Source organism: Cohaesibacter marisflavi (assembly GCF_963665895.2).
Lineage (GTDB): Bacteria > Pseudomonadota > Alphaproteobacteria > Rhizobiales > Cohaesibacteraceae > Cohaesibacter > Cohaesibacter marisflavi.
Genome location: NZ_OY762534.1, coordinates 3798343 through 3814408 on the forward strand (window position 1 = coordinate 3798343; position 16066 = coordinate 3814408).

Consider the following 16066-nt stretch of genomic DNA (forward strand, 5'->3'; position numbering starts at 1 on the left):
TTGTTGCCACTATGATAGAAGATGTCTGATGGGGTGTATCGGTGGTTTGTTATCTCGTTCTGCGCTATTTTATTGTTCTTGAGAGGTATAATCTATAAATTGGCTTACATGACAGATTTTGTTGCTGATGATATAGACCGCGCCATCCTAGATTTGCTCTACAGGGATTCCCGCATGAGCTTGCGCTCTATCGGTGCTGCGGTTGGTCTGGCTGCGCCCTCGATTCGTGATCGTATTCTGCGGATGGAAGATCTGGGCGTGATCGAAGGATTTGGCATTCGGATCAACCGGCGTAAACTGGGCTATACGCTCGAAGCCATTTTGCGGGTGGAGCCTCTGCCGGGCAAATTGCATAGCGTGGAGAAGACGCTCGAGGCATTGCCGGAGATTGTCGAATGCTCCGTCGTAACGGGTGAAGACTGTTTCGTTGCGCGTCTGGTTTTGCGCGAAATCGGTGACTTGGACCGATTGCTCGGACCACTACATGATATGGCGCGGACCAAAACCAGCATTGTGCATCGCCAGCCCGTGCCGCTGCGCAATCCGCCTGTGTGATTTCCACTGTGTCATCTGGCTGTGTGATCTGGGCCCTGTTCTGCTTGCATTTTTCAAAAGCATACATACCTCATCAAGCATAGAAGGTCTGTATTCGGCTGTTTCTTTCTCTTAAGAGCTGCCGTGGTTTTGATCGAGCAAAGCAATTTCAAGGCAATGGATTCATGGAAGAAAAAAACGCAAAAGCATCCAATCGTGTGAAGGGCAGATTTCAAAATCCGCCGGGAAGCCCCAAAGGGGGTGCAACATTTGGCGATTTTGCCCGTTTTCTGTATCAGCAGACCTTCAAGACCAAGGCGCCGGAGGTGCCTGATTGGCATGTGGTGGACCATGGCGAGACGCAAGCGCAGCTTTCATCCGCCAGCAATCCCAGCGTAACATGGTTGGGCCATGCGTCCTTTCTCATTAGAACCGGTGGCAAAATTCTCCTCACCGATCCCTTTTTGCAGGAAAGAGCCGGCAAAATGGGAATGGGTCCGAAGCGTTTCGTGCCGGCAGCCTTGAGCGTGGAGCAACTGCCCAAGGTTGATATTTTGCTGATGAGCCACAACCATTATGATCATCTGGATGAAAAGACCATCGATGCTTATCCCTATAAGGGGGAGACGCAGGTGATCGTCCCGCTCGGACTGGGTTCGTTTTTCACCCGCCGTGGCTATAAGAGGGTGGTTGAGCAGGACTGGTGGGATGAATGGATGATGCCGGGCTTGTCGATCAAGACATTGCCAGCGGTGCATTTCTCCGGTCGCGGCTTGTTTGATCGCAAAAAGACCCTATGGGCCAGCTTTGCAATTGAAACACCCGATGGGAAAATCTGGTTTTCCGGTGATACGGCCGCCGGAGAGATTTTCAAGGATGTAGGCGAGAAGGCGGGGCCGTTTGACTATGCCATTGTTGGTATTGGCGCCTATGAACCACCTTCCATCATGGTTGAGGTGCATGCAACGCCAGAAGAGGCCATCTCCATTGCCCGTGCAGTGGGAGCCAAAAAGGCCATCGGTATGCATTGGGGTACCATCATGCTGACACCAGAGGACCCGTTCGAAGCACCGGTTCGTTTTCGTCAGGCTGCGATCGATCAGGGCTTTGGCGAGGAAAATGCCGTGATCCTGAAGATTGGAGAAACCCGCTCCCTGTAAAGGGTTTGTAAGGTGTATTTGTGTTGGTGAGATTTGAAAACAGGTTGTTATTGAAGCAAAAGCGGGTGCATTCGCGCTTCTGGTGCAATTAGTGCCGAAAAGCGCCGATTTGAGTCACTTTTGGGGGTGACAAACGGTGCTGCATTGGGTATAGACCCCCAAATCTGATTTCCAACAAGTACGGCGAAACGGGCCTTTGTGGCAAGGCGGGCATCAATGAGCCCAACGGGACTGCTTAGGACGCTCTGGTCGTAGTGATACAACAAGAGTGAACATCATGAATATCATTGAAGAGCTCGAAAAAGAGCAAATGGCCGAAATCGCTGCAAAACGCGAAATCCCTGAATTCTCCGCTGGCGACACTGTTCGCGTAAACGTGCGCGTGACCGAAGGTACCCGTACCCGTGTGCAGGCCTATGAAGGCGTTTGCATCGCTCGTACCGGCGGCGGCCTGAACGAGGCTTTCACCGTCCGCAAAATTTCCTATGGCGAAGGTGTTGAGCGTGTATTCCCGGTTTTCAGCCCGATGCTTGAAGGTGTTGAAGTGATCCGCCGCGGTAAAGTCCGTCGTGCGAAACTCTACTATCTGCGCGGTCGTCGTGGTAAATCCGCTCGTATCGTTGAGGCAACCAACTCTCGCGCTCGCAAGCTGAACGACGTTGCCAAGGCAAAGGTTGCTGAAGCACGCGCTGCCAAGAAAGCAGAAGCTGCTGCAGCCAAGGCTGACGCTGAATAAGCCCGACTGTCCGGTTTGATTGTTAATATATGAAGAAGCCCGATACCGTGCCGGTGTCGGGCTTTTTTGTATCGAAATTGCGCCTGATCGGAATTTTTCATTAGAATATTGCTTGACCTTGACCACCGATTTATCGCAATACAAACACAATCCACATTTGGGCGTGTCTGGCAAGATGGGTCTATCTCGCTAAAGAGAGCCATTTGCCACCAGTCTTTTGACCAAAAAGTCAGGTTACAGATGCAGCCCATTTTCGAAATCGTTTGTTAAGAGGACTGATGACGAGCATGTCTGCACCTAAGACCCTTTATGACAAAATCTGGGACTCCCATGTGGCTGATCAACAGGAAGACGGCACATGCCTGCTCTATATTGATCGCCATCTCGTTCATGAGGTCACCTCGCCGCAGGCCTTTGAAGGCTTGCGCATGGCAAACCGTAAGGTGCGCGCACCACAGCGTACGCTGGCCGTTGTTGACCACAATGTCCCGACGACCGATCGCACCAAGGGTATTGATGATCCGCAGTCCAAGCTGCAGGTGGAAACGCTCGCCGCAAATGCTGCCGAGTTCGGTGTGGAATATTATGACGAGCTGGATAACCGCCAGGGTGTTGTTCATATCGTTGGCCCGGAACAGGGCTTCACGCTGCCGGGCATGACCATCGTTTGTGGTGACTCGCACACGTCCACCCACGGCGCTTTTGGCTCTCTGGCTCACGGCATCGGCACCTCGGAGGTCGAGCATGTGTTGGCGACCCAGACGCTGGTGCAGAAAAAAGCCAAGAATATGAAGGTCGAAGTCAATGGCAAGCTGGGCGAAGGCGTAACCGCCAAAGACATCGTTCTGGCCATTATCGGCAAGATCGGCACTGCAGGCGGTACCGGCCATGTGATTGAATTCTGTGGTGAAGCCATTCGCGGCTTGTCCATGGAAGGCCGTATGACCGTGTGTAACATGGCCATTGAAGGCGGGGCACGCGCTGGTCTGATCGCACCGGACGAAACAACCTTCAACTATATCAAGGGCCGCCCGAAAGCACCGAAAGGGGCTGATTGGGACAAGGCACTGGAATTCTGGAAAACCCTTTATACGGATGAGGATGCTACATTCGATACGGTTGTCACGCTGGACGCCGCATCGCTGCCACCAATCGTTTCCTGGGGTACGAGCCCTGAGAATGTGACGACCATCGATGGTTCCACACCGGATCCGGACAAGATTGAAGATGAAGGTCGCCGCAATGCTGTTCTGCGTGCGTTGGACTATATGGGTCTTAAGCCAAACACCAAGATGACCGACATTGCCGTCGATCGTATCTTCATTGGCTCCTGCACCAACGGTCGCATTGAAGATTTGCGCGCTGCTGCTGATATCTTCAAGGGACGCAAGGTCAAGGAAGGCATCAATGCGATGATCGTGCCGGGCTCGGGCCTGGTCAAGGTGCAGGCCGAAGAAGAAGGTCTGGACAAGATCTTCATCGAAGCTGGTTGCGAATGGCGTGAGCCGGGTTGCTCCATGTGCCTTGCCATGAATGCTGACAAGCTGGCCCCGGGCGAACGGTGTGCATCAACATCCAACCGTAACTTTGAAGGCCGTCAGGGCTTCAAGGGCCGCACCCATCTGGTTTCTCCGGCCATGGCTGCTGCGGCTGCGGTTGCGGGTCATTTTGTTGATGTGCGTGATCTGGACTGATTGGCTGCTGGCGGATCTGGGATCTCGGTCTGATCTGCTGGATTTATTGCCTGTTTTCATGGACGAAAGGCCGGGTCGCGCGATCCGGCTTTTTTTGTTCCTATGCTTTGGTTTGGTACGGCTTGGATAAATGGGGAAGGTGCTGCACAATGGATTGTGTAATTTGCTGCACTATTTACCATAGAGATAGTCTAATGAATTGATCGCTGCTGGATAGAAGGCAACCGGCATGTTTTGCCAGCCAAGATTTTTAGTGGCCTTAAATCGATACGGGAGTGAGAATGAGCGAATTTTTGACCAAGATCCTGGAACTGGATTCAGCCCTCGAGCTGGCTCCTTTGATTTCGTCTTACGCACAGGAGCGCAAACGCGGGGCTCCTCGCCAGCCAGATATGTTTTACGCTGAAACTTTGCTGACCGATCGGACAGCCGAGGTTATGGGCGCTTATGTGAATGGCAAATTGAGTGCGTTCTGCACCTTCTTTGATTTGCCAGAAACCATTTCCGGCAAACGGGTCGGGCATGTTGATATTCTGTATGTCGATTATGATGCGCGGGGCATTGGTGTGACCAAGTCGGTCATCGAAGCCTTGGTGAAAATCGGCTATGAGCGCAACTGGCTTGAGCTGCAGTGGAATGACCCCAATGCGGTGCAACAGGAAAAGATTGCGGAAATTTCCCATCTTTCCACGACAGCATCGATTCGACTCAGCATTGGCATTCACGAAGAACATACCAAGGTGCAATAATAGACATGACCCCTTTTTCTTCGGGGCTTATGTCTCATCACTATTGGCGAGCATTCTGATATGCTCGTCAATTGACTCATCGAGCCGGTTGTTGAGCAGCCTTTGCCACAATAGGCCGATGACAAGCTCGGCTCTTGTGGTGGGATCTTCTTTTTGGGGAATTTCGCCCCGCTGTTGGGCGCGCGTGACCACAGCGGCCAGCGCTTCAAGCCTTTCGGCGTGATAGTCTTTCAGTTTTTCCGCGACATCTGGATCCGACTGGGATTCAGCGATGATGGCTTTGAAAAACAGCCCATTCTCTCCCTGCCAAATCTCTATAAGATCCTTTGCAAAATGCAGGAAATCGTCATAGAGCGAGCCTGTATCTCTGTAGCATACGGACGGTTTCTTGCGTTGGTAGACCGCAAGCAGAAGAGCGCCACGGCTGGGCCACCATCTGTAGAGCGTCGCCTTGCCTGCCTTGGCCTTGCGAGCAACCGCTTCCATGCGCAGGCCTCCGATGCCTTTTTCCGCGATGATATCAGCTGCCGCATCCAGAATAGCTGTCTCGGTATCGGGGTTTTTTTTGGCCCCTATCGAGTGGCGGGTTTTCTTGTTTTCTTTGTGGTCCGGGTCTTCAGTTTCAGTAGTCATGATCTTCCTCTTGACGAAACGGAACGTATCGTTCATATAAAGATCTATTAAACGGAACGGATCGTCTCGAAAGGAAGATCGCATGAATATGACTGCACGTAAACCGTCCCGCGCCCGTTTTGCGCTGATGATTCTGCTTTTTGTCTATCCGCTGGTGACCCTGTTGCTTTATGGGATAGCGGCGATGACACCGCAATGGCAGCTTTGGCAACGGGCGATGATCATGGTGCCGCTCGTGGTGATCGCCATGGTGTATCTCATCATCCCGTTCATTCAGCAGCGGATGCAGGCATTTATCACAGTCAGGGCGTAAATGAGGGGGAGCTGGTGTGTGGTGACCAGTTCTTCTGGTCAAAAGCGCGGAAGGGAATAAAGGCAAAGAAAAAGGGGAAGCTGGATGAACCGGCTTCCCCTTTTTTGTGATCTATCGCTCGCTCAAGGATCAACGCCAGCCATTTCGCAGACGATTTTCCATTCCTCGTCTGATACGGGCTGAACGGAGAGGCGGGAATTATTGACGAGAATCATGTTGCCAAGCTCGGGATGATTCTTGCAATCTTCCAAGGTGACGGGTGTCTTGACCGGTTTGACGGCCTTGATGTCAACGCATTCCCATTTGCCGGTGTCATCGGTCGTGTCTGGATGAACTTCAGCGCACACTTCAACAATGCCGACGATCTGCTTTTCGTTCACCGAGTGATAGAAAAAGCCTTTCTCGCCGAGCTTCATTTTGCGCATGTTGTTGCGTGCCTGATAGTTGCGCACGCCGTCCCATTGTTCACCTTCCTCGCCTTTTGCCATTTGCTGGTCCCAGCCCCAGGTGTTGGGCTCGGATTTGAAAAGCCAGTAAGCCATATGCCTCTCCGGTTGATCTGATTGCGGTTGTTGTTATTCCGGTTTGCCCAGAACCCATTTCCAAGGCTGGGAGGTGACGGATTCAAACAAGCCTGCTTTTGCATATGGGTCCTGAGCGAGGAATGCATCAAGGGCTGCCTTGTCTTCTACTTCACAGATGAGGCAGGAGCCGATCATTTCGCCTTCGTCAGACAGGACAGGGCCACCCACCTTGATGGTGTCGGCATTGGCATGCGCGAATTCAAGATGCGCATCGCGGTTTGCCTTGCGGATGTTCAGGGCGCCTTTTTTATCGGTGCAGTTTACGATGAAATACATGAGAGTTCTCCTGTTCTTGACTTTAAGAATTCGGTTTGGAAGGGACTTCGCTCTCGGCGCGTAGCGGTCTGCTCATCAGCTTGGTTACGGCTTCGTCGATGCTGTCTTTCTGCTCCAGTACGTCGGCTACGGCCTGAGCGACGGGCAGTTCAACACCATGAGCGTTGGCCAATTCGCAAGCAACGCGAGCGCTATAGGCCCCTTCGGAAAGCTTGGCGCCCGGAGCCATGAGGTCGGACAAGGCCTTGCCTTCACCAAGGGCGAAGCCGAAGGCAAAGTTGCGGCTCTGATGATTGGAGCAGGAAAGCGCTACATCGCCAAAGCCTGAAAGGCCCATCAGGGTGTCAGAACGCGCGCCAAGCTTGAGGGCAAGGCGCTGCATTTCAGCAAAACCGCGGGTCATGAGCGCCGCGTGAGCACTGGCGCCGAGCTGCTTGCCAAGCACGATGCCACAGGCGATGGCGAGAATATTCTTGAGCGCACCACCCAGTTGGACACCAATCATGTCTGTGCTGGCATAGGGGCGGAATGACTGGCTTGAAAGGGTTGCGCATAGCTTGTCTGCCAACGGCGCAGAAGGGGTTGCGATGGTTACAGCGGTGGGTAGCCCGCGGGCGACATCGGCAGCAAAGGACGGACCGGACAGAATGGCCGGGGTCGCTTGCGGTAGATAGTCGGCCAATACTTCGCTCATCATGCGCTGGGTGCCTTTTTCAAGACCCTTGGCGGCCAGCACCACCGGCGTGCCTTTGCGCACATAAAGCCCGATGGTTTCCGCGATGCTTGCGGTCATCTGGGCAGGTGCGACCAGCAAGATGCAGTCTGCGTCAGCGGCTTCGGTGATATCCGTGGTGGTTTCCAGTGGTTGATCAAAAGTGATGCCCGGCAGATAGGCGGGCAACTGGCGCTTTGTGCTGATGGAATCAAGGCTTTCTGCGTTGCGGCCCCAAAGCACGACATCTCGTCCTGCCCGGGCTGCATTGAGCGCCAGAGCGGTGCCCCACGCACCGGCGCCGAGCACCGAAATGCGCTGGAAAACATTTGATGCGGATAACGTTGCTACCGGCTTACTCATGCTTTGGCTCCCTTTCTGCCTGCGCCAATCTTGGCTTGGGCATCCTTGTCCAGTGGCCAGCGCGGGCGTGCCGGAGCGTCCAGAGGATCGCTCATGCCCAGCGCAAAGCGTTCGGCACCGGCCCATGCGATCATGACGCCATTGTCGGTGCACAGTTTAATCGGTGGCGCGACCAGTTCAGCGCCCCGCTTGGCCAGAACCGTGTCGAGCGTTGCCCGGATGGCCTTGTTGGAGGCAACCCCTCCGGCGACAACCAATTGGGGTTCTTTCTTCTCAGGGAAGCGTTCGGAGAAGGTAACAAGGGCCTTGTCGATGCGGTCAGCGAGAATATCGCAAATGGCGGCCTGAAAAGAGGCGCACAGATCGGCGATATCCTGATCACTTAGCGGGGCGATCTTTTCCGCTTCCCGCCGTACCGCGCTTTTGAGGCCAGAGAAGGAAAAATCATAGCCATCGCGCCCCTTCATGGAGCGAGGCAGCGCAAAGCGTTTGCTATCGCCATGAAGGGCCGCCTTTTCCACTTCCGGTCCGCCGGGATAGGGCAGGCCGAGCAGTTTGGCGGTTTTATCGAAGGCTTCACCCAGTGCGTCGTCGATGGTGGTGCCCCAGCGTTCATAGTCGCCGACACCCTTGACCAGCAGGATTTGACTGTGCCCGCCAGAGACCAGCAAAATGAGATGGGGGAAGGGGGCATTGTTGGTTAGGCGCGCGGTGAGTGCGTGGCCTTCTAAATGATTGACAGCAATAAGGGGCAAATCATGCGCGGCGGCAATGGCCTTGGCGCTCATCAGGCCGATCAGCACGCCGCCAATAAGCCCCGGACCCGAGGTTGCTGCCACAGCATCGAGTTGATCAAAGCGCATGCCGGCTTCTGCCATGGCGGTCTTGATGATGCCGTCGAGGGCTTCCACATGGGCACGGGCCGCGATTTCCGGAACGACACCGCCATAGGCTGCGTGATCTTCTATCTGGCTGAGCACCACATTGGAAAGAATTTCGCCCTGACCGCTGCGCTCATCACCTGATGTGTCATCATATCGTCTAACCACCGCGGCGGCGGTTTCGTCACAACTTGTTTCTATGCCTAAAACGATCATTGCGCGGACTACTTTATTGCCTTTATTGTGCCCCTCAAAGGCGATGCTTGCAGCGACATGCCGCATGGCCTGACTTTTAGAGCAAAGAGAGATCATTGGCATCCCCTTTTTTGGGCCCTGTTTGTGGGGCCTCGCTTTAAGCGAAACGGGGATGGACACCGCAACAAGAGCATGAAGGCCCGTTCGATGCAATCCAAACTCATCAAAATCGGCACTCGAGGCAGTAAACTTGCATTGGCACAGGCCTATGAGACGCGCAACCGGCTGATGGCTACCCATGGCATGGGCGAGGATGACTTCGAGATTGTTGTAATCAAGACCACCGGTGACCGTATCCTTGATCGCCCGCTTTCTGAAGCTGGGGGCAAGGGGCTTTTTACCAAAGAGATCGAGGACGCTCTACTGGATGGGCGAATCGATATGGCGGTCCATTCTTCCAAAGACATGCCCACATGGTTGCCGGATGGGCTGGAGCTTAGTTGCTTCTTGCCCCGTGAAGATGTGCGAGACGCCTTTATTTCGCGCAAATATACCTGCCTTACGGATATGCCCGAAGGGGCAGTGGTGGGCACATCCTCTTTGCGTCGTCAGGCTTTGGTAAAAAAGCTGCGTCCAGATCTTAAGGTGATCACCTATCGGGGCAATGTTCAGCGCCGCCTGCAAAAGCTTGATGAAGGGGTGGCCGATGCGACCCTTCTGGCGTGCGCGGGCTTGAAGCGACTCGGGGATGAAGATGTGATCACGGCTCCCATCGAGGTGGACCAATTTTTGCCCGCTGTCGGTCAGGGGGCTATTACCATCGAATCTCGTATCGGTGACGAAATGATCTCCGGTTTGCTGGCTGGTATCCATCATGAGACCACCGCCAAGGAGCTTGCTTGCGAACGTGCCTTTCTGCGTGTGCTGGATGGGTCCTGCCGCACACCGATCGCAGGTCTTGCGCAAGTGGATGGTGACCGGTTGACCTTTTCGGGCTTGGTGCTTTTGCCCGATGGCAGCGAGCATTATGATATCACCGTTGCGGGATCAGCCGATGAAGCTGAAATGGTTGGCGTGAATGCGGCCAACAGGCTCAAGGAAAAGGCAGGGGAAGCTTTCTTCGCCGCCGTATTGGCGGCCTGTCAATAGAGCTAAGGCCCACAAGACTTAAGCCATGGAAGGATAGGCTGTTGAAAATTCTGGTCACGCGACCTGAAATCGATCAGCACCAGACCATCAAGGCGCTCGAAACACTCGGTGTGGAGGGGCTCGCCTCTCCGGTCATGAAGATCGTGCCGCTCTCTTTTTCTTTTCCGGATGCATCATGGCAGGCTCTTGTTGTGACCTCTCGCAACGGGCTGCGCATGGTGGCGGGCGATCAGCTTGAGCGGTTGAAAAGCGTGCCTCTCTATTGTGTCGGCAAGCGCACGGCAGATCTGGCCGCTGCGCTCGGATTTATTAAAATTGCCTTTGTGGCCCCCAATGGTGCGGAATTGGAAAAGCAGCTTCTGAGCGCGCTTGATCCACAAAAAGGGGAAATTCTCTATCTGTCAGGCAAGGTGCGCTCGGGGCGCCTCGCCGAGGCCCTGTCGGCTGACGGTTTTTCCGTTCGCTTATGTGAGGTGTATGAAAGCCAAGCTCTTACATGCTTGAGCGATGAGGTTTGCGAGGCGATCCGGACCGAGCAGCTGGATGGAATTCTGCTCTATTCGCAGCGTAGCTGTCGGATATTTCTTTCATTAATTGAACAAGTGGGTCTGTCTGAACACTTACACAAGGCTATTTTCTATTGCCTTTCCCCTGCTGTTGCGCTTCCATTGGAGGGCTTGGGCTATCCTTTGGTTGTGGCCGAGGCACCAAATGAGCGATCTTTGCTTGCATGCGTGCAAAATGGCCATAACTAATTAATCTAATAGTGCTTATTTTTTGTGGCAGCTATGTTGCCGGAAGGCACAAGATTGTAAACTATGCAGGCTTTGTGGCTTTTGTGGCCGCAAAAATGACATCAGATCGCCGTAAGGTTGGAGGCTTGAGGTCGGGGTCGGTACTTATTTGCACCCTGACCAGACCCTTATGGCAGGTCGATACTGCATATGAAGATTTATTGAATCTGGCCCTTTGTGAAGACCAAGAGGGCAGAGCTGAGAAGTGATCGTCCCGTCTCGCGGGAATTGAGGAATGGTATGACAACTCGCAAATCCAATAATAGGACCGAGGCTAAAGGTAAGCCGGTCAAAACCATTGATCTGACCGCAGAAGAGGTGACCAAATCTGAAGCCCCTGCGGCTGAAAAGCCATCTACAGAAGCAGAGAAAACAAAGCCTGAAGCTAAAGAGGCTGCCAAGGCTGAACAGGCCAGTGCCGAGGGGGATAAGGCTTCAGAAACGACTGTTGCTTCAGACGGCCCAGATGAAAAGACTCCTGCCAAGGACCCAGTGGATGAAGAGGCCCGCAGCGCTGTTGAAGATAGCGCGGCTTCGGATGATGAGTCCTCTGTTGATGATACGGGGATTGGCGAGAGCGAGGCCTCTGACGAGGTGACTGGCGAGAAATCGTCCATGGATCAGGGCGCTGGTAGCGGCGGAGATAGTGGTGCGCCTCCGGCTTCAACCCCCCGGTCTGATGAAGCGGCGAAAAGCGGCGGCTTTGGCGGTGGCTTTGTGGGTGGTCTGCTCGGTGGCGTCGCGATTATCGCTCTGGGCTATGTGGGTTTGCAGCAGGGCTGGGTTTCCCTGCCCAATGTCGATGCTCAGCTTGAGGCCAACACTGGCAAGATCGATGGGGTGCAGTCGGAACTGGCCAGCGTCAAGAGCAGTCTTTCAGAAATTCCAACCGCGGACCTTGCTGACGTGAGCGCACGCATTGAAGCGCTTGAAACCAAGCTTGCTGCTTTGGGCGGCGCTGATGGTGGCGCAACGGCATCAGAAGAAGGGGGCAGCGATGAAGAGGCTGCTCCGGTGGATAGCAACAGTCCGGTCGGTTTGCAGCTTGAAGCGCTTGCCGGTCGCATTGATGAGTTGAAGGAAAGTGTTAGCGCCATTGATTCCCTGCAGACGGAGTTGCTTGACGCCAAGGCTCAATTGGCGACCTTGCAGTCCCAGACCGCAGAGCAGGGCGCGTTGATCGAAAGCAAGGCTGCCGAGCAGGCCGCCAAGCTCGAAGAGGATCTACAAGCCGCAAGGGATGACATTCTGTCGTCCGCCGATCGCCGCATCAATGATGTGGTTGTCGATCTTGCCAATTTCTCGGAAAAGATGACCACGGAAACGTCATCCTTGCGCGAGCGGGTCACCGCTCTTGAAGAGAATAACCTGTCCGAGCGGATGCAGAGCTCGGCTCGCACGATTGCCTTGGCCGGTTTGGAGAATGCTGTTGCATCGGGTGCCAATTATGAGCTGGCGCTCAAGACCTTTGCCAATGTGGTTGGCGATCATGAGGCGGTTACTGCGCTTCAGGACTATGCGGCAACCGGCGCACCAACAGCGCAACAGCTGGCTGCAGGCTTCCGCGCCAGATATGACGATATCCTGCGCGAAGCGGAAGGCGCGGGGGCTACGACTTTGCTCGATAAATTCCTGATCAGTGCTCAGAGCATGGTCAAGGTTCGCTCCCTCAATGGCGAACAGAAAGGCGATAGCCTGACCAGTCGGCTTGGCGTTATCGAATTTCATATCAAACAAGGTGATCTGGTGAAAGCCGCAGAAGAATGGGATGCCTTGCCTGAAGCGGCCCGCACTTCGAAAGCGGGTGCCGACTGGATTGAAGGATTGAAGGCTCGCATTGCAGTGAATGCGGCGATGGACACCATTCGCGCTGAGTTCGGCACTGGCGCCAGCGATAAAGCGAGCTAAGGTGGGGAACGGAACGTTATGATTAAAGCACTCATCTTTTTTGCTGTCTTGCTGGCCATCGCGTTTGGCGGTGCCTGGCTGGCTGATCGCCCCGGGGAAATCATCATCAACTGGCCTTGGCTCGATATGGGCTTCGAGGTTTCTTTGCTGATGGGCTTTCTGCTCATTGTGGCTGCGATGGGCGTTGCCGTCGTGTTGTGGATCGTTATCAAAAGCATCTGGAATTCGCCACGCTCGGTGACTGGCTTCTTTTCCTCCCGTCGTCGTGACAAGGGCTATAAGGCGCTCTCCACCGGCATGATTGCTGTGGGCGTTGGTGATCTGGCTCTCGCACGCAAGCAGGCCGCCAAGGCACGTAAGCTGATCGGGCAGGAGCCGATGACCCTGATGTTGGAGGCGCAGACCGCGCAGCTGGCAGGCGAGCCCACCAAAGCACGTCAGAGCTTTGAGGCCATGCTTGATACCGATGAAACCCGGGCGCTTGGTCGGCGTGGGCTCTATATCGAGGCGCAGCGACGCGGCGATATGGAAGAGGCTCTGCAAATGGCCAAAGCTGCAACGGACGAGAGCACAAAGGCGCCGGGTTGGGCTGGTGCTGCCCTGTTCGATATGCAGACCGCCGGTGAGGATTGGCAGGGCGCTCTGGTGACGCTTTCGCAGAATTACGCCAACAAGCATATAGAAAAAGCGGATTTCCGCCGTCAACGCGCTGTGATCCTGACCGCTCAGGCCATGGAGCTGGAAGGGGAAGACAATGCGGATCTTTCCATGCGGCCATTGCTCAGCGAAGCATGCAAACTGGCGCCAGGGCTTGTTCCGGCTGTCACGATGCAAGCACGCATTCTGAATGACGCACGGGATTATCGCAAAGCTTCCAAGCTGGTTGAAGCGGCTTGGCGCATTGAGCCGCATCCGGATTTGGCCCAAGCCTATGTCTATATTAAGGACGGGGACACCGCTCTGGACCGGCTCAAGCGCATGCGGGTTCTGTTTGGTCTGATGCCAGACAATGTCGAATCCAAGCTTGCCATGGCACGCGCCTTTATTGATGCACGTGAATGGGCAGAAGCCCGCAGTTTGCTCGAGCCAATGGCTGAAAGTCATCTGACACCGCGTATCTGCATGTTGATGGCCGAGCTCGAAGAAGGCGAGAAGAATGACTTCGGTCTGGTTCGCCAGTGGCTGGCTCGCGCTGTGGGGGCTCATCGGGACCCTGCATGGACGGCTGACGGGCAGGTCAGCGAGGTCTGGCAGCCGATTTCCCCTGTAACGGGGAAGATTGATGCCTATGAGTGGAAAGTGCCTGTACGCGAAGCGGCTCATGCTGAACAGCCTGTTCTGGATAGCAGCGAGCTGGAACCTGCCTCTGAAGAGAAAATGGTCCTCATTCCGTCTGATGGCTCGCAAGAGAAGGAAAAGGCCTTCGCTGTCTCTGAAGATACTGTAGAGGAAATCACCCCTGAAGAGCCTCAGCAGAAAGAACCTGTCGTCGAGGCCGAAACAGAAGAGAAGAGGGAAGCCGCATCTGAATCCGATGTTGTAGAGGCCGCAGCAGAAGAAGCTGGTTCGACACCTCCTGCTGAGCCAGAAGAGCCGGAGACGGCCAAGGATACGCTAAGCGCAGAAGAGGAAAAGCCTGAGGCTGAAACCAAGGACGCCAAAGCGGAAGAACCAAAAGCAGAGCGCGTGGAAAAATCCGCTGAAAAGGTTGAAATCGAAAAACCGAAAGAAGTCGAGTTTCCGATGCCATTTCCTCCTGACGATCCCGGACCGAAGAAGGATGGCACAGCACACAAACCGGAAAAACGGTTCAAGCTTTTCTGATTCTGTGCAGCTCAAGAATACAAGAGGGCCCGTTGGTAAACCGGGCCCTTTTTTCGTCTGGAAGGATTTTCTAACCAGATCTGTTCACGCCTTCTGGAATTTCCACCACAAAGCGATTTTGCCTCTTGCTCTCGTTCATGGAATTGGCTAAGAGAGGCCACCCCGTTTTTGATCGTTTGATCAGTGGCTTTGCGTTGAATTACGCTTTTGATGCAGGCAGGCTTCGGGGGCCAGAAACAGATCGGTCTCATGACCGGACACTGGTAAGCCGCTGTAGCTCAGTTGGTAGAGCAACGCATTCGTAATGCGTGGGTCGTAGGTTCAAGTCCTATCAGCGGCACCATTTCTTCTTTTGAACAATCTGTCCGTTTAATCGCTTAAGTAAAGCGGGCGCTGGAGTTGTGCGTGCTATTTTATTTGCTGCCGATGGCTTCAGGTTTGGTTTGAAGAGCATCAGCAGCTTGCTTGTTCGCTTTTGGGCTATTTTCCGGAAAACTGGAGCAGTGAGTCCGGATAGCGGGCGCCTTGTGCCTTGAGGTCGGCTCCATCGATCTCGGTCAGATCCTCCGCACTCAAAATGACGTCAAGAGCGCCGATATTTTCATCAAAGCGTTCCAGTTTGCGCGTGCCAAAGAGCGGGACGATGAAAGGCTTGCGTGCCAATAGCCAGGCAAGGGCAATTTGAGCCGGTGTGGCGCCCTGACGCTCTGCTATTTCCGTAAGAAGGCTGACAAATTGTTTGTTAGCGGCACGGGACTCTTCGTCGAATCGAGGCATTTGGCTGCGCATGTCATTGGAGCTGAATTCGGTGACTGTGTCGATTTTCCCTGTGAGGAAACCTCTGCCCAATGGTGAAAAGGGAACCAGACCGATGCCCAATTCTTCGAGCAGCGGGATGATTTCTTCCTCTGGTTCGCGGGTCCATAGGGAATATTCACTTTGCAGCGCGGCGACGGGATATTCGGCATGGGCGCGGCGGATTGACGTGGCGCTGGCTTCAGACATGCCAAACCAGCGGACTTTTCCTTCATTGATCAGATCCCCGACCGTTCCTGCCACCTCTTCGACCGGGACATCGGGGTCGACACGATGCTGGTAGAACAGATCGATATAGTCTGTGCCAAGGCGCTTCAGGCTGCCTTCTGCAACCGAGCGGATCTGTTCGGGGCGGCTGTTGACGCCGCCGAGATGCTCTCCTGTTGTCTGGTCGATATTCCAGCCAAATTTGGTTGCGAGTATTACCTTGTCGCGCATGCCTGCAAAGGCCTCGCCCACCATTTTCTCATTGGTCCAGGGGCCATAGACCTCGGCGGTATCAAAGAAGTCCATGCCGCGATCGACGGCGGCGCGAAGCAGGGCGATCATATCTTCCCGGTCTTCAATTTCCCGGCTTTTGCCATAGCCCATGGCGCCCAGAGCGAGGGCGCTGACTTCCAGTCCATTTCCCAATTGTCTCTTCTGCATTGTGGCCTCCTTTGTCATTGTTCAGGGTAAGAGGAAAGGCGCATCATAGTCTGATGGAGATCGAGCTTACCGCGATCTGCGCCGGATAACAGGAAAA

Annotated in this window: 16 protein-coding genes and 1 tRNA gene; 11 read left to right on the top strand and 6 right to left on the bottom strand. The window is 54.4% G+C overall.

Annotation, left to right across the window (positions count from 1 at the left end):
* Window positions 1-108: 108 nt before the first annotated feature.
* From ACKPCT_RS18020 to ACKPCT_RS18040, 5 genes are all read left to right on the top strand, one after another.
* The gene (locus ACKPCT_RS18020) at window positions 109-555 is read left to right on the top strand and encodes an Lrp/AsnC family transcriptional regulator (RefSeq protein ID WP_090072278.1); all 447 of its coding nucleotides are present in this window, start codon (window positions 109-111) and stop codon (window positions 553-555) included.
* A 164-nt stretch (window positions 556-719) separates the two neighbouring features.
* Window positions 720-1694 carry an MBL fold metallo-hydrolase gene (locus ACKPCT_RS18025; protein WP_090072276.1) on the top strand — a complete coding sequence of 325 codons (975 nt, stop codon included), beginning with the start codon at window positions 720-722 and terminating at the stop codon, window positions 1692-1694.
* Window positions 1695-1971: 277 nt separating this feature from the next.
* The gene (gene rplS / locus ACKPCT_RS18030; protein WP_090072274.1) at window positions 1972-2430 is read left to right on the top strand and encodes a 50S ribosomal protein L19; all 459 of its coding nucleotides are present in this window, start codon (window positions 1972-1974) and stop codon (window positions 2428-2430) included.
* 287 nt (window positions 2431-2717) lie between these two features.
* On the top strand, window positions 2718-4124 hold the full coding sequence (gene leuC, locus ACKPCT_RS18035) for a 3-isopropylmalate dehydratase large subunit (RefSeq protein ID WP_319567568.1): 1407 nt from the start codon (window positions 2718-2720) through the stop codon (window positions 4122-4124).
* A gap of 281 nt (window positions 4125-4405) precedes the next feature.
* Window positions 4406-4873, top strand: a complete 468-nt coding sequence (locus tag ACKPCT_RS18040; RefSeq protein WP_319567569.1) for a GNAT family N-acetyltransferase — start codon at window positions 4406-4408, stop codon at window positions 4871-4873.
* Between the two features lie 27 nt (window positions 4874-4900).
* Here ACKPCT_RS18040 and ACKPCT_RS18045 read toward each other — a convergent pair whose 3' ends face one another.
* Complete coding sequence (locus tag ACKPCT_RS18045) at window positions 4901-5506, bottom strand: TetR/AcrR family transcriptional regulator (protein ID WP_319567570.1); 606 nt, start codon at window positions 5504-5506, stop codon at window positions 4901-4903.
* Window positions 5507-5588: 82 nt separating this feature from the next.
* Here ACKPCT_RS18045 and ACKPCT_RS18050 point away from each other — a divergent pair, with 82 nt between their 5' ends.
* Window positions 5589-5819, top strand: a complete 231-nt coding sequence (locus ACKPCT_RS18050; protein WP_090072266.1) for a hypothetical protein — start codon at window positions 5589-5591, stop codon at window positions 5817-5819.
* Between the two features lie 122 nt (window positions 5820-5941).
* On the opposite strand, the gene ACKPCT_RS18055 is transcribed toward ACKPCT_RS18050, so the two are convergent.
* From ACKPCT_RS18055 to tsaD, 4 genes are read right to left on the bottom strand one after another with little or no spacing between them, the layout of a single operon-like run.
* Window positions 5942-6361, bottom strand: a complete 420-nt coding sequence (locus tag ACKPCT_RS18055) for an EVE domain-containing protein (RefSeq protein WP_319567571.1) — start codon at window positions 6359-6361, stop codon at window positions 5942-5944.
* 33 nt (window positions 6362-6394) lie between these two features.
* On the bottom strand, window positions 6395-6679 hold the full coding sequence (locus ACKPCT_RS18060; RefSeq protein ID WP_090072262.1) for a YciI family protein: 285 nt from the start codon (window positions 6677-6679) through the stop codon (window positions 6395-6397).
* Window positions 6680-6701: 22 nt separating this feature from the next.
* On the bottom strand, window positions 6702-7754 hold the full coding sequence (locus ACKPCT_RS18065) for an NAD(P)H-dependent glycerol-3-phosphate dehydrogenase (protein WP_090072261.1): 1053 nt from the start codon (window positions 7752-7754) through the stop codon (window positions 6702-6704).
* Window positions 7751-8851, bottom strand: a complete 1101-nt coding sequence (tsaD, locus tag ACKPCT_RS18070) for a tRNA (adenosine(37)-N6)-threonylcarbamoyltransferase complex transferase subunit TsaD (protein WP_319569438.1) — start codon at window positions 8849-8851, stop codon at window positions 7751-7753. The genes ACKPCT_RS18065 and tsaD overlap by 4 nt, the downstream gene beginning before the upstream one ends.
* Before the next feature lie 186 nt (window positions 8852-9037).
* On the opposite strand from tsaD, the gene hemC reads away from it, so the two are divergent.
* The 5 genes from hemC to ACKPCT_RS18095 all read left to right on the top strand — a co-directional run bounded on the left by hemC (window position 9038) and on the right by ACKPCT_RS18095 (window position 14848).
* A complete protein-coding gene (gene hemC, locus ACKPCT_RS18075; protein ID WP_090072673.1) occupies window positions 9038-9979 on the top strand; it encodes a hydroxymethylbilane synthase in 942 nt (313 codons plus the stop codon).
* 41 nt (window positions 9980-10020) lie between these two features.
* The gene (locus ACKPCT_RS18080) at window positions 10021-10734 is read left to right on the top strand and encodes a uroporphyrinogen-III synthase (RefSeq protein WP_175528036.1); all 714 of its coding nucleotides are present in this window, start codon (window positions 10021-10023) and stop codon (window positions 10732-10734) included.
* A 279-nt stretch (window positions 10735-11013) separates the two neighbouring features.
* On the top strand, window positions 11014-12681 hold the full coding sequence (locus ACKPCT_RS18085; RefSeq protein WP_319567572.1) for a hypothetical protein: 1668 nt from the start codon (window positions 11014-11016) through the stop codon (window positions 12679-12681).
* An 18-nt stretch (window positions 12682-12699) separates the two neighbouring features.
* Window positions 12700-14505 carry a heme biosynthesis protein HemY gene (locus ACKPCT_RS18090; RefSeq protein ID WP_319567573.1) on the top strand — a complete coding sequence of 602 codons (1806 nt, stop codon included), beginning with the start codon at window positions 12700-12702 and terminating at the stop codon, window positions 14503-14505.
* A 267-nt stretch (window positions 14506-14772) separates the two neighbouring features.
* Window positions 14773-14848: transfer RNA gene (locus ACKPCT_RS18095), tRNA-Thr, on the top strand.
* Window positions 14849-14985: 137 nt separating this feature from the next.
* Here the strand turns inward: ACKPCT_RS18095 and ACKPCT_RS18100 are convergent.
* A complete protein-coding gene (locus ACKPCT_RS18100; RefSeq protein WP_090072671.1) occupies window positions 14986-15969 on the bottom strand; it encodes an aldo/keto reductase in 984 nt (327 codons plus the stop codon).
* Window positions 15970-16066 lie beyond the last annotated feature (97 nt).

Coding starts and splice junctions, on each gene's coding strand:
- hemC (WP_090072673.1), top strand. CDS start 9,038: ATGCAATCCAAACTCATCAAAATCGGCACTCGAGGCAGTAAACTTGCA.
- ACKPCT_RS18020 (WP_090072278.1), top strand. CDS start 109: ATGACAGATTTTGTTGCTGATGATATAGACCGCGCCATCCTAGATTTG.
- ACKPCT_RS18045 (WP_319567570.1), bottom strand. CDS start 5,506: ATGACTACTGAAACTGAAGACCCGGACCACAAAGAAAACAAGAAAACC.
- tsaD (WP_319569438.1), bottom strand. CDS start 8,851: ATGATCGTTTTAGGCATAGAAACAAGTTGTGACGAAACCGCCGCCGCG.
- ACKPCT_RS18050 (WP_090072266.1), top strand. CDS start 5,589: ATGAATATGACTGCACGTAAACCGTCCCGCGCCCGTTTTGCGCTGATG.
- leuC (WP_319567568.1), top strand. CDS start 2,718: ATGTCTGCACCTAAGACCCTTTATGACAAAATCTGGGACTCCCATGTG.
- ACKPCT_RS18025 (WP_090072276.1), top strand. CDS start 720: ATGGAAGAAAAAAACGCAAAAGCATCCAATCGTGTGAAGGGCAGATTT.
- ACKPCT_RS18040 (WP_319567569.1), top strand. CDS start 4,406: ATGAGCGAATTTTTGACCAAGATCCTGGAACTGGATTCAGCCCTCGAG.
- ACKPCT_RS18100 (WP_090072671.1), bottom strand. CDS start 15,969: ATGCAGAAGAGACAATTGGGAAATGGACTGGAAGTCAGCGCCCTCGCT.
- rplS (WP_090072274.1), top strand. CDS start 1,972: ATGAATATCATTGAAGAGCTCGAAAAAGAGCAAATGGCCGAAATCGCT.
- ACKPCT_RS18090 (WP_319567573.1), top strand. CDS start 12,700: ATGATTAAAGCACTCATCTTTTTTGCTGTCTTGCTGGCCATCGCGTTT.
- ACKPCT_RS18060 (WP_090072262.1), bottom strand. CDS start 6,679: ATGTATTTCATCGTAAACTGCACCGATAAAAAAGGCGCCCTGAACATC.
- ACKPCT_RS18055 (WP_319567571.1), bottom strand. CDS start 6,361: ATGGCTTACTGGCTTTTCAAATCCGAGCCCAACACCTGGGGCTGGGAC.
- ACKPCT_RS18065 (WP_090072261.1), bottom strand. CDS start 7,754: ATGAGTAAGCCGGTAGCAACGTTATCCGCATCAAATGTTTTCCAGCGC.
- ACKPCT_RS18085 (WP_319567572.1), top strand. CDS start 11,014: ATGACAACTCGCAAATCCAATAATAGGACCGAGGCTAAAGGTAAGCCG.